Source organism: Bartonella melophagi K-2C (genome assembly GCF_000278255.1).
Taxonomy (GTDB): Bacteria; Pseudomonadota; Alphaproteobacteria; order Rhizobiales; family Rhizobiaceae; genus Bartonella; species Bartonella melophagi.
On record NZ_JH725082.1, the window covers coordinates 93,225 to 110,583 of the forward strand.

Sequence of the window (17,359 nt, forward strand, 5' to 3'; positions counted from 1 at the left end):
ATGTGTTCCATTATTATAATGGGAAAGAAGAGTGTAAATTCTTTTGGAAAAAGGCACAGCTTTTTTCTTTTATGATGAACATAGCTATATGTTTTTATCATCTTTTATTATAATGAATTAATTTAAACTTTTGGAGTTTGTATAATGGCTGGTAGCCTTAATAAAGTTATTTTGATTGGTAACCTTGGTGCTGATCCTGAAATCCGTCGTTTGAACTCTGGTGATCAAGTGGCAAATCTACGTATTGCCACCTCGGAAAGCTGGCGTGACCGTAATACGAATGAACGTAAAGAACGCACTGAGTGGCATAGTATTGTTATTTTTAATGAGAACCTTGTAAAGATTGCGGAGCAATATCTAAAAAAAGGCAACAAAATTTATATTGAAGGTCAATTGCAAACACGCAAATGGCAAGATCAAAATGGTAATGATCGTTATACGACAGAGATTGTTTTACAAAAATATCGTGGTGAATTACAAATGCTTGAAGGTCGTGGCGCTATGGATGGTGGCGAGAGAATGCAAGACACAAGTCCGTTAGGCAGTGATAACTTTGGTGATAGTAGTTTTGATCGCAAAGAGGATTTTAGTCAGAACAATAATTATTTGGAAGGGAATTTTTCACACCAATTGGATGATGATGTGCCTTTTTGATAATCTATGAAATGATATTATTATTGCTTTTTCATTTTCAAGTAAGAAGGGTAAATTTCTAATTTGAAGCTTATTTTCTTATAAGAAAAACAGAAAAATTTATTTTGTACAGTTAAACTGATCAGTAAATATATTAGAAGATATTGCGGTAGGTTATAACATAGGGTGCTGCTATCGTACCCTCATGTCAAAAAGTATGTAAGTAGACTGAAAATGATGAAGATTATTGTAAAGGCAATGGTCTATTTTAAAAATCTTTATTTCAGTGTTTTTATTGAAAAGATTGCTTAAAATACGCGGGGAATTTGAAGAAGATTCACTGGGTATTGTTTATTTCGTTTTTTAACTCAGGGGAGTGAGTTATATTTATTTTATTTTTGATTCTTCATATAAACAAATAATATGTTGGAAATTATTGTTCAATTCTCACTCTCTTGTGGGCAGGGGAGTTAGCATTTTAAAGTATTTTTCGATATAAACGATCAAAATGATTCTTTTTTGAAAGTATTGAAACTGTGACCGATCTTACTCCACTGACAGAACGTGATGTGCTGACCGGTATTGAGCCAGTTAGTATTATTGAAGAAATGCAACGCTCTTATCTCGATTATGCGATGAGCGTGATTGTGTCACGTGCATTACCTGATGTGCGTGATGGATTAAAACCTGTTCATCGTCGTATTCTTCATGCGATGAATGAAATGGGTCTTTCTTTCAACAAATCTTATCGGAAATCAGCAGGTGTTGTCGGTGAAGTGATGGGGAAATTTCATCCCCACGGTGATGCTTCGATTTATGATGCATTAGTGCGTATGGCACAGGATTTTTCTTTGCGAAATCCGCTGATTGACGGGCAAGGAAATTTTGGCTCCATTGATGGTGACCCACCTGCAGCGATGCGTTATACAGAATGTCGTTTAGAGAAAATTTCAGAAGAACTTTTAACTGATATTGATAAGGATACTGTTGATTTTCAAGATAATTATGATGGGCGTGAACGTGAGCCTATGGTTTTACCAGCACGTTTTCCTAACCTTTTGGTAAATGGATCGGGTGGTATTGCTGTGGGAATGGCGACCAATATTCCTCCACATAATCTTGGTGAAGTTGTTGATGGGTGTATCGCTTTAATTGATGACCCCAGTATAACGCTAGATGAAATGATTAAAATCATTCCTGGTCCTGATTTCCCTACAGGGGGTATTATTCTTGGCTGTTCGGGTATTCGTTCAGCGTATGAAACGGGGCGGGGTTCAATTATTATGCGTGCTAAAGTCGATATCGAAGAAATTCGTAATAATCGGCAGGCAATTATCGTAAGCGAGATACCTTACCAGATTAATAAAGCTACAATGATTGAAAAGATAGCTGAATTAGTTCGTGATAAGCGCATTGATGGAGTTTCTGATTTACGCGATGAATCTGATCGTGACGGGTATCGGGTTGTTATTGAGCTTAAGAGAGAAGCTGTTGCGGATGTTGTTTTAAATCAACTGTATCGTTATACGCCGCTGCAGGCCTCTTTTGGTTGTAATATGGTTGCGTTGAATGGTGGCAAACCTGAGCAGATGACGTTGCTTGATATACTTCGTGCATTTGTTTCTTTCCGTGAAGAAGTGGTGAGTCGAAGAACAAAATATCTTTTACGTAGGGCGCGTGAGCGTGCGCATGTTTTAGTTGGGCTTGCTATTGCTGTTGCTAATATTGATGAAATTATAGCATTAATTCGCAAAGCATCTGATCCACAAATAGCGCGCGCGCAATTAATGGAGCGGCGTTGGTTGGCTATTGATATAGCGCCTTTAATTAAGCTTATTGATGATCCTCGTCATATTATCCATGAGGATAATACATATCATTTATCAGAAGAACAGGCGAGAGCTATTCTGGAATTGCGTTTGCAGAGGTTAACAGCACTTGGTCGCGATGAGATTGCTGATGAATTAAATAAAATTGGCGTAGATATTGCCGATTATCTTGATATTTTGGCATCGCGTTCACGAATTATGAGCATTGTTAAAGATGAACTAAATGCTCTTCGTGAAGTATTTGCAACTCCTCGGCGTACTGTTTTTGGTTTTGGTAATGCTGAGATGGATAGTGAAGATCTGATCGCACCAGAAGAGATGGTGGTGACGGTTAGTCATAGTGGCTATATTAAACGTGTACCTTTAAATACGTACCGTGCCCAACGTCGTGGAGGTAAGGGGCGTTCTGGTATGGCTACAAAAGATGAGGATTTTGTAACTCGTTTATTTGTAGCTAATACACATACACCGGTTCTTTTCTTTTCATCACGTGGAATCGTTTATAAAGAGAAGGTTTGGCGTTTGCCTATTGGTACGCCGCAATCGCGTGGGCGAGCTTTAATTAATATGCTGCCCTTGCAACAAGGTGAGCGTATAACAACAATTATGCCTTTACCAGAGGATGAGGAAGATTGGGGCAAACTTGATGTTATGTTTGCAACAATGCGTGGGACTGTACGTCGCAATAAATTATCGGATTTTGTTCAAGTTAATCGTAATGGTAAAATTGCGATGAAATTTGGTGAAGAAGGAGATGAGATTCTTTCCGTAGAGACTTGTACAGAGTATGATGATGTTGTCCTTACAACGGCGAATGGACAATGTATCCGTTTTCCTGTGAATGATGTTCGTGTGTTTGTTGGGCGTCATTCAATGGGGGTGCGGGGTATCAACATGGGTGATAATGATAAAGTCATTTCTATGACTATTTTAAAGCATGTTGAAGCTACGTCGACTGAGCGTTCTGCTTATATTAAACGCGTAATCAGTGAACGGCGTGCAGCTGGTGCAGATGATGAAGATATTGTCATTGGTAATGAAGAGTCAGAAGCAACCGTAACAGAATTAACAGATGAACGTTATATGGAGCTTAGTGCCCATGAACAAATGCTCTTAACAGTTAGTGAGTTTGGTTATGGGAAACGGTCTTCCTCTTATGATTTTCGTATTTCAGGACGTGGCGGAAAAGGGATTCGTGCAACCGACCCATCCAAAACAGCTGAAATTGGTAAGTTAGTAGCAACCTTTCCGGTGGAAGCACAAGATCAAATTATGCTTGTCTCAGATAAAGGGCAGCTTATTCGTGTTCCTGTTAATGGTATTCGCATAGCTGGTCGTTCAACTAAGGGAGTAACGATCTTTAATACAGCAAAAGGTGAGAAGGTTGTATCAGTTGAGCGTATTTCTGAGCCTGAAGTTAATGCTAGCGAACCAGATGTGGAAGAAAGTGAGCAGCATTGCAATGTGGTTGATGCGAGTGACGAAATATAATTGTGAAAACATTGGAGTAAATGATGACCATTGCTCTTTATGCAGGTTCTTTTGATCCTATTACAAATGGTCACCTTGATGTTTTACAAGGCAGTTTATTATTGGCCGATGAAGTGGTGGTGGCTATTGGTATACAAAGTGGAAAACAATCACTTTTTAGTTTTGAAGAGCGTGTTGATTTAATTACACAAGTCGGGAAAGACTTATTAAATATAGGTCCTGATCGGCTGCGAGTTATTGCATTTGATAATCTTTTAATTAATAAGGCGCGTGAAATCCAAGCTTCGTTTCTTATTCGTGGTTTGCGTGATGGTACTGATCTCGATTACGAAATGCAAATGGCAGGGATGAATAAGATTATGGCTCCTGAATTACAAACTGTTTTTTTACCGGCAAGCGTTTCTAGTCGTCCAATAACTTCTACATTAGTGCGCCAGATTGCCGCTATGGGGGGGGACGTTATGCCTTTTGTTCCTCAAAATGTTGCACAAGCTTTATGTTTGAAATTTAAATCCTTGAAGGAAAAATGATTGTGTATACTAGAATTTTTGCCATTTTAACATGTATTATTTATCTTTTTTTATTTAATGCTTTAGAAAATGAGCATAATACCCTTGTTTTATCTCTTTAAAATGGTGATATTGTTATTCGTTTGCGTCCTGATTTTGCACCAAAACGTGTTGCTAGAATCAAGCAATTAACACAAGAGGGTGCTTATAATAATGTCGTATTTTATCGTGTGATCCCTGATTTTATGGCACAGACAGGCGATGTAAAATTTGGAAAAAAAGATAGTACTAATTTTGACCTTAAGCGCGTTGGTATGGGTGGTTCAAATTATCCTAATTTAGTATCAGAGTTTTCAAAACAGCCATTTAAGGGTGGTACTATTGGTATGGCACGTTCACAAAATCAAATTCTCAATTTTTCATTTGTTTTGATGATGCTACTTTTTTAAATGAACAGTATACTGTTGTTGGGGAAGTTGTAAAAGGAATGGATGTTGTCGATAAAATTAAAAAGGGCACTGTAAGTAACAATGGATCTGTAACAAATCCTGATGTTATTGATACTGCTCATTTGCAACGTAATCAATAAATCAAAGGAATAATTATATGGCTGAGATAAAAGACCCAGAAAATACATTAATTCTTGAAACAACAAAAGGCAATGTAGTGATTGAGTTATTTGCTGATTTAGCTCCTGGTCATGTGGTACGTATTAAAGAGTTAGTGCGTGAAGGTGCTTATGATAATGTTGTTTTTCATCGTGTTATTGATGGCTTTATGGCTCAAACTGGTGATGTGAAGTTTGGAAAAAAAAATAATGAGAAATTCGATTCATCACGTGTGGGTATGGGAGGGTCAGATAAGCCTGATTTGAAGGCAGAGTTTTCAAATATTTCTCATAAACGTGGTACAGTTTCTATGGCACGCAGTCAGAATCCAAATTCTGCTAATTCGCAGTTTTTTATATGCTTTGAAGATGCTCCCTGGCTTGATCGTCAATATTCTATATGGGGGCAAGTTATGAAAGGTATGGAAAATGTTGATAAGATCAAGCGTGGTGAGCCTGTTGTAGAGCCTGATGCGATTATCAAAGCCAGAATTGCTGCGGATACAAAGTAGTACTAGAATATTGTGCAGATAATTTTTGTTTACGGTTTAATTTAGAATTTTATCGAAGTTAGTGTGAACTGTGTATTTTGTGTAAATAGAATTTTTCGATTTTGAATTTTCGAAATAACAAGCCTTATTGAAATTGGCTTTTTTACATCAGAATACACGTTTGCTTTATATTATGTTTTTCAAAACAAATATTACAAGATTTTTTATGTTTGTAATTTTTTAAGCTTTTTAGTGAAAAAATGCACTAGTTTTCATGAAGTAAAATATTATTCCGGTATAGCTACAAAGCATTTATTTTTGTTTTGGTTCTGTTACTTTAATTTATTCGAGTAAAATATTATTTCTGCCTTATTTGTTGCGTTTTAAATGTTGAGAAGATATTGAAAAGGGAAGAAATGCTAAACTATTTTTATTTCTGAAATAAAGTAACCGCCCAGATTATCAGTTTATATTTTAGCAAAAAATTTCACGATAGGCTTTAAAGATATAAAATAGAACACTATTTTGTTTTATAATGTAGAGGCTGTGTAATTTTTATTCTGAACGTAATAAGTATGCGTGATCATAAAATGGATTCAGACAAATTGATTATATTCGTACTAAAATTATTCAAGCATTTATGGCACTAAAAACATAAAAATAAAGTCATTGTTATCGAAATACAATACTTAAGGTTATTTAAGACCGTAGTGAATAATGTTAGTATTTTGGGGTATATAAGCCGAACGACACTACAGATATTTTTATTTGTCAGGCTATTTTTAGTGTGTTGATTGTTTGATAGTAAATTCTCATTTATTTTGCTCAATTCTCTTAAGGCTGATTTCAGTGTTTAATAGAGTAAAATTATTTATAACACTTATAATAATGTGATCAAAACGAGAATTATGTTTGGTTTCTAGACGATATGAATTTGTTTAATCAAAAAGACGAAAATGATGATTAAGACGTTTCACTATAATAAAATCGCTCAAGATGGACAGGCTCGTTTGGGTGAAATCATAACAGGACGTGGACGTATTCGCACACCCGCATTCATGCCAGTTGGAACTGCAGGGACCGTTAAGGCTATGTATATGGATCAGTTACGTGCTCTTGGGGTAGATGTTATTTTGGGTAATACTTATCATTTGATGTTACGGCCTGGAGCTGAACGGATTGCGCGCTTAGGAGGCTTACATAAATTTGCACGTTGGCCTGAACCTATTTTAACGGATTCTGGTGGTTTTCAAGTTATGTCGCTTTCAGGGATTTGTAAAATCACAGAGAAATGCGTGATTTTCCGTTCTCATATTAATGGAGCGTATTATGAAATGAGTCCGGAGCGTTCTATTGAAATCCAAGGACTGATTGATTCTGACATTCAAATGCAGCTTGATCAATGTATTGCATTACCTGCAAGTGAGAAAGAAATAGAAGCTGCTATGGAACTTTCATTGCGTTGGGCACAGCGTTGTAAGACAGCTTTTGGTAATCAGCCAGATAAAGCTATGTTTGGTATTGTTCAAGGTGGTGATAATATGAAATTGCGTGAACGTTCTGTTCAGGCATTAAAAGAGATGGATTTGAAGGGCTATGCTATTGGAGGACTTGCAGTTGGTGAATCTCAGGATGTTATGATGGCTGTGTTAGATGCTACTTGTTGTATTTTGCCAGAGAATAAACCACGCTATCTCATGGGAGTGGGCACGCCAGATGATATTTTAAAAAGTGTCGCTCGAGGTATTGATATGTTTGATTGTGTTCTACCAACGCGTGCAGGGCGTCATGGTTTAGCTTTTACCCGCTTTGGTAAGATGAATTTGCATAATGCACGTTATGCAGAAGATTCTCGTCCTCTTGATCCACAATCACCTTGCCCTGCTGCACGTGATTATAGTCGTGCTTATTTGCACCATTTAGTCAAATCTAATGAAGCTCTTGGTGGCATGTTATTAACTTGGAATAATCTTTCTTATTATCAACAGCTTATGCAAGATATTCGTACTTCCATTAAAGCAGGATGTTATGCTGATTTTTGTGCAGAAACGAGTGCTTTATGGAAGCAAGGCAATAAGCGTTAGCACATTAAGTGTGTCTATTTTTTACGGTATTTGATTTGTTTTTCATTGTGTTAAGTTTATTCTCTCATGGAGAGAGTTTTTCTTAACGATTTTGATTGACTAGAGTAACTTTTTTGAAAAATATAAAACTGCGCTATCATAAAAAATGAATTGCGCAGTTTTATTGAAATATTTTCTCTGTACTGTCAATTTAACAGAGATTATTACTCCGATACGCACTACCTGATCCGGAGAAAAACAGTTTGTTTTCTGTTTCTGGATAATTGTTTAAATTAACAATGTTAATTACAGGTTAGTGATTTCTTAAAGAAGTATGAAAATTGCATTTTTTATATAAGATAACTTTTAGATACGCAGCCATATTGGCATGGTGCTATTTATTATGTTTCAACCAATATTATTAATACTCGTTTTTTGTTTTACTTAATTAGTGGTGTTACAGTTTGTAAGCAGTTGCTTGTATAGCATTTATTTCGAAATTATGACTATGATTGATTTAAATGTTGAAAAAATAACGTCTGAGAGCTGTTGTTAATAGTATTACACTTGTTTTGACGAGTTACGATTGTTATCCAGGCTATACAACTTAAATTGGATGAGCTTGCAGGGAAGGGGTAAGTTGCTTTTATTTTTGTGATTGTTGTTATTTTATGGGTTTAATACTAAAAGCTATTGAATAAATAGATTTGATAGATACTTCAAAGTATCTCTCTTTTGTAAGATTCACATTAGAAAATGTGTATATATTAATATTAAAGTGTCAATATTATTTCTATGAAACAGTATTGTTGTTTCATTATTTTTTGCATTGATAAAAGAATTACCTGTTTTACTTAGAATACAGTTATTTAATTTTACAAAAATCCTCAAACTCTCCTTTCGCAGAGCTTGAGGATTTTAATTATATTAATTGGCCATTTCTTTTTTTAGATTTGCATCAATTTTATCAAGAAATCCTGTTGTAGAAAGCCATTTTTGTTCTGGTCCGATCAAAAGTGCGAGGTCTTTTGTCATAAAACCTTCCTCAACAGTGTGAACACAAACTTTTTCTAATGTAACGGCAAAGTTTTTCAATTTCTCATTGTTGTCAAGTTTGGCACGATGAATCAGACCACGTGTCCATGCAAAAATGGAGGCGATAGAATTTGTTGATGTTTCTTCGCCTTTCTGATGCTGACGGTAATGACGTGTTACTGTACCATGCGCAGCTTCTGCTTCAACAATTTTACCGTCTGGTGTCATGAGGACAGAAGTCATAAGACCGAGGGAACCAAAACCTTGAGCAACGATGTCTGATTGAACATCACCATCATAGTTTTTACATGCCCAAACATATCCACCTGACCATTTGAGTGCTGAAGCGACCATATCATCAATCAAGCGATGCTCATAATGTAGTTTACGGCTTTCAAATTCAGTTTTAAATTCTGTATCAAATATTTCTTGAAAGATATCTTTGAAACGACCATCATAGGCTTTTAAAATAGTATTTTTTGTCGAAAGATAAACTGGAACATTTCGTTGTAAGCCGTAATTAAAAGATGCGCGAGCAAAGTCGCGGATTGATTCATCAATATTGTACATGGCCATAGCAACCCCTGCGCTTGGGGCATCAAAAACATCGTGTTCTATAATCTGACCATCATCACCAACAAATTTGATACTTAGTTTCCCTTTACCAGGGAATTTAAAATCGGTTGCTTTATATTGATCACCAAAAGCGTGGCGCCCAATAATAATAGGTTTTGTCCAGCTAGGAACGAGGCGTGGGACATTTTTACAAATAATGGGCTCACGAAAAATGACCCCTCCTAAAATGTTACGGATTGTTCCATTTGGCGACTTCCACATTTTTTTTAAGTTAAATTCTTTAACACGTGATTCATCAGGAGTAATAGTTGCACATTTTACACCAACCCCATATTGTTTAATAGCATTGGCAGAATCAATAGTAACTTGATCATTGGTTTCATCTCGGTTTTTGATGGAAAGATCATAATATTTAAGATTAATATCGAGATAAGGGTGGATCAATTTGTCTTTTATATGCTTCCAAATAATGCGAGTCATTTCATCGCCGTCGATTTCAACGACGGGATTTTCTACTTTGATCTTTTCCATTAGAAGTCCTTTTTCATTTAAGTAATATTATCTTCTATAACACTTTCAAGTCTATGATGAAAAGTAAAAATAAGTGATAATAGAAGAATATTAAATTTCATAAGCAAAGAGTTATTAAATATATCAATAAGCTGTTTTGTAATTTTTATTTTTAAAAACAAAATTATAATGGGTAAAAGTAAACTTTATAAAATAACCTTTGTTTTTCTGTATTTGTTTTAATATTTATTTATGTTATATAAAAGTGTTATTGGAATACATCAGCTCAAATGGGGAGGGGAGAAGAATGGTTTATATTAATTCATCTCAGTTAAACATAAAAAATGATGAATATCAAAAGCACAGTTTGCCTATAGAGCAGTATTTTGGCAAAACGCTTCATGATACTGTTCAGGCACCATCTGTATCTATTGATACTAAAGATATTTTTCCTTTAAAATTCTATGATGCATTATCATATATTAAATATTAAAGAGGTATCTGATGATAAAATTCAAGCTACCGAAATTTTATCTCCTGTAATGGAGTCCACTCATTCTGTTGTTTTGTGGGGGAATTTAATTGACACTGATTCTTCACAATTTCAGAGGTATGATGATATCCCAAATGGTCACTTTCAAATTTATGCTCCTTTGACAATAAACGATAATCAATTGAAGGATCTTATACATTCCTTGGCAAAAGAAGGCAAATTGCTTGGAGGGTCACAAGCTTTATTTAAAGCTTTAGATCATAATACTGCCAGAATATACAATCAATCGGCTATGAAAAATTTTACTGGAAGACCTGTTGATTGGAAAAAAGGCTATATGTTTGACATAATGTGGGATCGCCGCATGATTGATGAAAAATTAATTCAACAGTTTCAACAAGAAGGTAAGCAGATATTTACCGGAGCTGTAGGATCTATACATTTTTCTATTGTGTATTAAATATTTTATAAAACTATTTTCTCCATTTATAAATTTGTTAAAATTTTATAATAATTTTTTTTAAATATCGCGTTTTGTAAGTAAATTAATCAAAAAGATTATAAATCTCTTGTAGGCATTTTGCTTTCTATTAAAACTATGAACTACTAGTTTGAATAAAACTCAATACTATAAGAAAAGAGCTGTAACTCAAGAATAAATTCACCAATCTTAGCTCTGAGCTAGTTTTTTGAGAAAAAGTAGAAAATGTTAAAGTCTGTAGCATAAATTTTATTTAGTTTTTTTAATAGTGGGAGCATTTCTTGACATTACAATTAGGGATAACAGTGCAACATTAAAAATGGGGAAATGTCCAATTTTAAATTTTTTTCCAAATTTATGAAATCCACTTAGAGCATGTAAGTAGCAATGAACGCTTTTAATGGTATTTGAGTTTCTGTAGTCTTGACTGATAACATTAAAATAACAGAAACTTCTTCAACCAAACTGTAAGTAGAGGCTTGTGGTAATCGAGATTTCAGAAGGTACAGAATACTCTTAAATTATTCTTTTACTTTAAAAGTTTAACAACCATTCCTTTTTATCTGAGAAGATAGCTCTCAATTTTGCTGAAATTCTTTTAGTGTATAGTTTTTTGAGTATCGTCAATTTCTCTCATTTCCAATTTTGGAAGATTACGAATAATTTTCATTGTTTCTAAACTTACAGTAATGATCCGTTGAAACAATTCTAAGGGGTAAGCAGGATTACCAACAGTTTCTACGGCATAGCGATTAGCATCATTAACAATGCCACTTGCTTTATCGGTTTTTACAATCTGGCGCTCCATAACCCATTCAAGAGCAGGTCTACCGCTTACTATATAGTCGTAAGCTTCAAGAGGAATGTTTTGCATAGTAATTTGTGCATTATAAATTACAGTGCTTTTATCAATAGCACCACGTTTACCAGCAAATTTCATCCTCTCAACACGGTAGAAACTGACCTTATCATCAATAATCCAAGTGCTTGGATCACCCTGTTTATATGTAATGGGATATGGCTCGACTTCTTCATAATTTGTATGCAAATCACCAAGCTTTTGACCTGCTTCAACAAAAGCCCAAAAGTCCTCTACTTTTTTAACCGTTGGGATACGAGGCAATTGTTTGGAAAGATTATGGGCGTAGCGGGTACGATAATCTTCAGAATGTAACACCCCGTAGACGTAAAAGAAGAGATCATCCTTTGTAATTGTTTCACCAGGGTAGGCTGCCTTAAAATATGCTAACCCTTCATCAGTTATAGCATCACGTCGTTGTAAGCCAGCTGTCTTGATTTCCTCTACACAGTTTTCAAATAAATAGATCTGCTTTTCATCTTCATCTTCTAAAGACGCAGCATTTTCGTAAAGATACTGCGGAAAGCATAAACCAGTATCCATTGCATGGAGATTAGGTAAATCCTTAACCATAATAACAGAAAAGCCTGCTCTTGCTCCAGTTCCTGTGATTTGAATTACCCTGTTTTTAACTGTTTCTTTTATAGGAAAGATACGTGGCATTTGGTATACCATCTCATTGAAAGCACGATTATAATAAAGCCACTGGCGTGTAAAAGGCCGATAAATGCTCTGGATAAGACTGTCACCCTCAAATGCGAAAATGTTTCCTTTAATTAACTGTTGTTTGATAGAATGACTCCAACTTATTTTTTTGCTGTCTGTGTTAACGAAATCCTCTACAGCATTTGCTGGTGTTTTACGGTCAGAGTGTGGACATACAGCATTAAAATGTTCTACTTCACTGTTATAGAAAGCAATCATATTATTCATATTTTTTGCTAAAGATTCGCGGCTTGAGTTGTATGCCCAAGCATCACGATTAGTTACAATACCACAGGAAAAAGTTTCAAATAATTTTAAATCACTACTTTTCCTATCCCCTAAGGCTAGAAATTTTTCAAAGTCACTGTTGCGTTTATTAAGCCAATCGCCATGTTCATCTGGTGTAATTATTTGCCAGCCGTGTTTATGCTTGATACCACCAATACTACTTAAACGCTGAAGTTCAGAAAGTTTCTCTCTTCTCGTGAGATTATCACCAATGTCATAATAATAAATTTTTCCATGCTTTTGTGCTTCTGGATTTTTGATGAGAATAGAAATAGCAATACTTGTCATACTTCCACTCCCAAAAACATTCTGGCCTTCTTGAGCACGTCCTTTGCTTAACATATTTTTACGAATATCACCCCGTAAATTGAGTACATAAATGCTTGAGAATTCTTCATTCAAACATTTTCGTAAGCCATCCATAGAACGTGTATTAATAAATCCAGCATTTGTGATAAAGCCAACGACACCGCAATCTTCTATACGATTACTTGCCCAACGAATTGCACGAATGTAACTGTCATAAAGCGATCGTATTAAATTACCTTTAGACTGAGCAATATAGGTCTCACGAATACGGTTGTCTAATTTAGGATAGCTGATATTTTTAGCATTGTCATTTTCACTCTTTTGTCCGACAGAATAAGGCGGGTTACCAACAATAACACAAATATTCAGGTTTTGCTGATGTAACCGACGTGTACTATTATCCTCCATCAGATCACTAAGCAGGTCTTTTTCTTGTTCCTGCTGTTGTTTGTGCTCATAAAGTTGGAATGTATCAGTTAAACAAACCCCCTCGAATGGTACGTAATCTCCACCCATAATGCTATGATATGTCGCCTCAATATTAATGGCAGCGATATAGTATGCTAACAACACTATTTCATTAGCGTGAATCTCATGACGGAATTTGTATTCCATTTCCTCCTGTTTAATTAGACCAGATTGTAAAAGCCGTGTGATAAAAGTTCCCGTTCCCGTAAAGGGATCCACGATATGAACATCGGGTGAACCAAGTGTCTGCCCAAATTCAGTCTGTAACACCTCATTGACCGAGTGAATAATAAAATCGACAATTTCAACAGGAGTATAAACAATACCCAGTTTTTCGACGGTACGCGGAAAGGCATAACGAAAAAACTTATCATAGAGCTCTAAAATTAAACTTTGTTTTGCTTGTGGATCAGTAATTCCACGGGCTCGTGATTTTACACTGTCATAAAAGCGTTTAAGATCTTTGGATTCCTTCTCAAGATTAGCTTCATTCAGAACATCGAGCATACGCTGCATAGCACGTGACACAGGGTTCTCACGAATAAATTGATGCCCTTCAAACAAGACTTCAAACACAGGGCGCGTGATAACATGCTGTGCCAGCATCTCAATTGCATCACCCTCTGTTATGGCATCATTTAAATCATTACGCAATTCTGCCAAGAACTTGTCAAAGGCTTGCCGAGTTTCAGTATCTGGCTCTGCTAAAATGCCTGTTAAGCGCGTGATATGATTTTTAGCGATTTCAGCAATATTGCTAGCCCAATCCTCCCAATAATGACGTGTACCACAGTTCTTAGCGATCTTTGCCATGATCGCAGAAGAAAGTTCATCAATACAAAAAGAAAATTCCCCTTGTACTTCACTTGTAGCAATAAAATCTTGCCCTGATGTTCCTATGCTCAATGATGCAGATTTTGACCGCGTCGGAAGGTCATCTACAACAGAAGTAACAGCTTGCAACTCAGAATTTTGAGTAATGCCGATAATTTCTATCCTATTGCTTACATCTTGCCCTAGTGATGCTTGATTGATCGTAGTATCAAGACGATCATCATGAGCACGTAAAGCATTTAAAATTTGCCAGATAACGCGATACTTCTCGTTGTTGTTTAAGGCTTGCTCCACTGGAATACCGAAAGGAATTCCAATTGGTAGAATGACGTAGCCCATTTTTTTGCCTTCAGACCTACGCATCACACGCCCAACGGACTGGACAACATCTATCAGGCTCTTACGCGGGTGTAAAAATATGATAGCATCAAGAGCTGGAACATCTACCCCTTCAGATAAACAGCGTGCATTCGTCAAAACACGGCAAACATTATCCTCAGCATCTGATTTCAACCAATCAAGCAATATACTCCGCTCTTTAGCATTGAATTTGCCATCAACATGTTTAACTTCACATTTCAGAAATGGCTTGTTTTCAGTATTTTTTTTGTTGATATAATCAAGATATTCTTCAACAACTGCAGAAAACTCGTCACGGAGCAATTCAGAACTTTTGATATCTTTACAAAATGCTAAAACACGCTGCATGGGGGCAGGGTCAGTTTTAACGTCAGCTTTCATATCGGTTTTATTTAGGGCTTTATAACACCCAATGATCTTTGTTGCATCATCAAGGATAAGTGACTTGCTGTCACTAAGGCGCTTTTGTACAGCTGAACTCACAAGTCCTTCATCCATTGCTAATACGATGACTTTGTAATCTGTTAAAAGACCTTCTTGCACTGCCCATGAAAAGCCGCGATAAAAAAGTGTTTTGCCAAAGAGCTCCTCATCATCCATTGAAGCAACAACTGCACCAACTTCGTTGGCTCGACTTTTTGCGTTATCACCGAAAATACGGGGTGTTGCTGTCATATAAAGGCGTTTCTTTGCACGAATAAACTCATTAAAGTGCACCTTAACGAAATTAGATTCATTTGCTCCACTCAGTGTTGCACCTGTTGTACGATGTGCTTCATCGCAAATGACAAGATCGAACGCGGGCAAGCCATATTCGTTTTGAGCATCAGAAACAACTTGAATGGATTGATAGGTTGCAAACACAACGGTCATTTCGTCTGCCACAACATCGTTAGCATTTTTTGCAAGTTGAACAGCATTGGTTGTTGCTGGAACAACAAGATCCGACACATCAATTTCAGCAATATCGTCATTACTTTTACGACGCTTTCCAACTTGTGTGTCTGAACACACCGCAAAGGATCTTAAGCAGATTTGTGCATCATTTGCCCATTCATGTATTGTTTGTGACATAAGAGCAAGGGAGGGAACAAGAAATAAGACACGCTTACCTTTACCTGCCAAGTCCTCAGCAATCTTGAGACTGGTAAATGTCTTACCTGTACCACAAGCCATAATAAGCTTACCACGGTCTGCTTCAGCAAGCCCGGCACGCACAGCATGCAATGCTTCCTTCTGGTGTTTACGCAAATCTTTTTTGGGTGCCAGAACAATTTGATTGTTAGTTGCAAAGGTCTCCCAACGGATAGGACTTTGTTGCATATCAGAAAGATTGATCCGTATAATAGGGATGTCTTGCCCCTCTTTCATTGTTTCAGCATTGTCACTCCAAGGTTTTTCAGTACTATCAATAACGACACGTCGCTTGAATGGAGATTTACCTGATGCTGAAATAAAGCTATCAATATCTTTTTTTTTAATTCTATAGTCTGCATCATAGAATTTACATTGGATGGCTGCAAAACCTTCTTCTTTATGAAGCTTTGCGACAAGATCTATACCAGTATCCCGGGAATTCCAACCATTTTCTTTAGCCCAATCTTTAAAGGTTTGAACATTTTCATATTCTTTACGCTGGAGAGGATCATGCATGAGATAAGCAATAGCAAGACGCTCAAAATATGTTCCTTTATCTCGTTGGGTACGTGCTTCTTCACGATATGTCTGCAAAAGCGACTGTAGCGTCTTCTCTGCCATAATATGCCCCGCTCATTATCCCGCATACAAATGTCTTCAACTATCGCGCTGAGACAAATTCGTCAACATTGCAATGTATTGTTCTACACAAAAGATACAAAATTACTTAACAAATAATGAGATATTTTATTTATAAGTAGAATAAATCTATAAATTTTTATTATTTTTATAATAAAATAGGGAAATTATACTGTCTGTTAGTGTTATTTCTCATAGTTAGAATACTATTCATAGTATGCGCTTCAGTTGTTCATTTATATAACTATTGGCTATATCCTCTTGATGAGTGTAATTTGAGTGGTTATAAAATATAACATTGCGCATATGCCGGTCGTATTTTCTTACGCTTCATTAAACAGTTCACACTCTATACTTATTGTATAATCGTCCGCTGTATCCAACCTATGTTTGACACTTTTAATGCGCCATTGCTTTGAAATGTAAGAGCAGAAAGATGGTTCTGTTATTGCCAGTTCAGCTTTTATAGAAGCAACACAAATGGGAGCATTCGGTAATCTTAAACTTGATAGGAAAAATGAATGCCATTATAGAGCCACTTGATTTATATTGGCACAGCAATTTCAAAGCATTAATGAATTGAGACTATTTTTGTGGACTTGATTATTTATATTCGTGTCAAATCGCGTAAAAGAGTTTGCTTGAAAGCTTACAAGAAAGGCAGAGTAATCTAGGAGATATCTTTTAAAGGTAGAAGAGAATAACGGTGAAAAAATATTTTACGATTATACTTGATGCATCCGCTGTTTTTTTGGAAATTTTGGTGAATGTCTGCCAGATTAGAAAGAAAGTTGAAGAACACAAATAAACAGAGGATTTTTTAAAAGCAGTAACACGTGACTAGAAATAAAAGGCGAGATTAGAAGAGAAGTGACGTTGATGTGTGTTCTAGTCTTTCTAACTGGGTGTATAACAAATGAAGATGCTTCATGTGTTAGGTGATTTGCCAGTGTATTTGGTTCAAAAAGATTACAATGTGACCAGTTCAAGCTTAGCAAGAGATATTTTAAAGAGTAATGAATATGGAAAATATTTGTGTGGG

9 protein-coding genes and 1 pseudogene are annotated in these 17,359 nt (G+C 36.0%); 8 read left to right on the plus strand and 2 right to left on the minus strand.

What is annotated here, in order from left to right; translation table 11 throughout:
* The first annotated feature begins 144 nt into the window (after window positions 1-144).
* The 6 genes and pseudogenes from ssb (at window position 145) to tgt (ending at window position 7,644) form a co-directional block, all read left to right on the plus strand.
* Window positions 145-654, plus strand: coding sequence for a single-stranded DNA-binding protein (ssb, locus tag ME3_RS03305; protein ID WP_007477120.1), 510 nt, complete (start codon window positions 145-147; stop codon window positions 652-654).
* A 515-nt stretch (window positions 655-1,169) separates the two neighbouring features.
* A complete protein-coding gene (gyrA, locus tag ME3_RS03310) occupies window positions 1,170-3,953 on the plus strand; it encodes a DNA gyrase subunit A (RefSeq protein ID WP_007477122.1) in 2,784 nt (927 codons plus the stop codon).
* Between the two features lie 23 nt (window positions 3,954-3,976).
* Complete coding sequence (coaD, locus tag ME3_RS03315; protein WP_007477123.1) at window positions 3,977-4,483, plus strand: pantetheine-phosphate adenylyltransferase; 507 nt, start codon at window positions 3,977-3,979, stop codon at window positions 4,481-4,483.
* Between the two features lie 2 nt (window positions 4,484-4,485).
* Window positions 4,486-5,051, plus strand: a pseudogene (locus ME3_RS03320) (peptidylprolyl isomerase).
* A 17-nt stretch (window positions 5,052-5,068) separates the two neighbouring features.
* The gene (locus tag ME3_RS03325; RefSeq protein ID WP_007477126.1) at window positions 5,069-5,581 is read left to right on the plus strand and encodes a peptidylprolyl isomerase; all 513 of its coding nucleotides are present in this window, start codon (window positions 5,069-5,071) and stop codon (window positions 5,579-5,581) included.
* 938 nt (window positions 5,582-6,519) lie between these two features.
* A complete protein-coding gene (gene tgt / locus ME3_RS03330; RefSeq protein WP_039952534.1) occupies window positions 6,520-7,644 on the plus strand; it encodes a tRNA guanosine(34) transglycosylase Tgt in 1,125 nt (374 codons plus the stop codon).
* Window positions 7,645-8,550: 906 nt separating this feature from the next.
* On the opposite strand, the gene ME3_RS03335 is transcribed toward tgt, so the two are convergent.
* Window positions 8,551-9,765 carry an NADP-dependent isocitrate dehydrogenase gene (locus tag ME3_RS03335; protein WP_007477129.1) on the minus strand — a complete coding sequence of 405 codons (1,215 nt, stop codon included), beginning with the start codon at window positions 9,763-9,765 and terminating at the stop codon, window positions 8,551-8,553.
* Window positions 9,766-10,051: 286 nt separating this feature from the next.
* Between ME3_RS03335 and ME3_RS06720 the strand changes: the two genes are divergently transcribed.
* Both ME3_RS06720 and ME3_RS03340 read left to right on the plus strand, forming a co-directional pair.
* The gene (locus ME3_RS06720; RefSeq protein ID WP_007477130.1) at window positions 10,052-10,237 is read left to right on the plus strand and encodes a hypothetical protein; all 186 of its coding nucleotides are present in this window, start codon (window positions 10,052-10,054) and stop codon (window positions 10,235-10,237) included.
* Window positions 10,209-10,697 carry a hypothetical protein gene (locus ME3_RS03340; protein WP_007477132.1) on the plus strand — a complete coding sequence of 163 codons (489 nt, stop codon included), beginning with the start codon at window positions 10,209-10,211 and terminating at the stop codon, window positions 10,695-10,697. The genes ME3_RS06720 and ME3_RS03340 overlap by 29 nt, the downstream gene beginning before the upstream one ends.
* Window positions 10,698-11,316: 619 nt before the next feature.
* Here ME3_RS03340 and ME3_RS03345 read toward each other — a convergent pair.
* Window positions 11,317-16,299, minus strand: coding sequence for a DEAD/DEAH box helicase (locus ME3_RS03345; protein WP_007477134.1), 4,983 nt, complete (start codon window positions 16,297-16,299; stop codon window positions 11,317-11,319).
* Window positions 16,300-17,359: the final 1,060 nt, after the last annotated feature.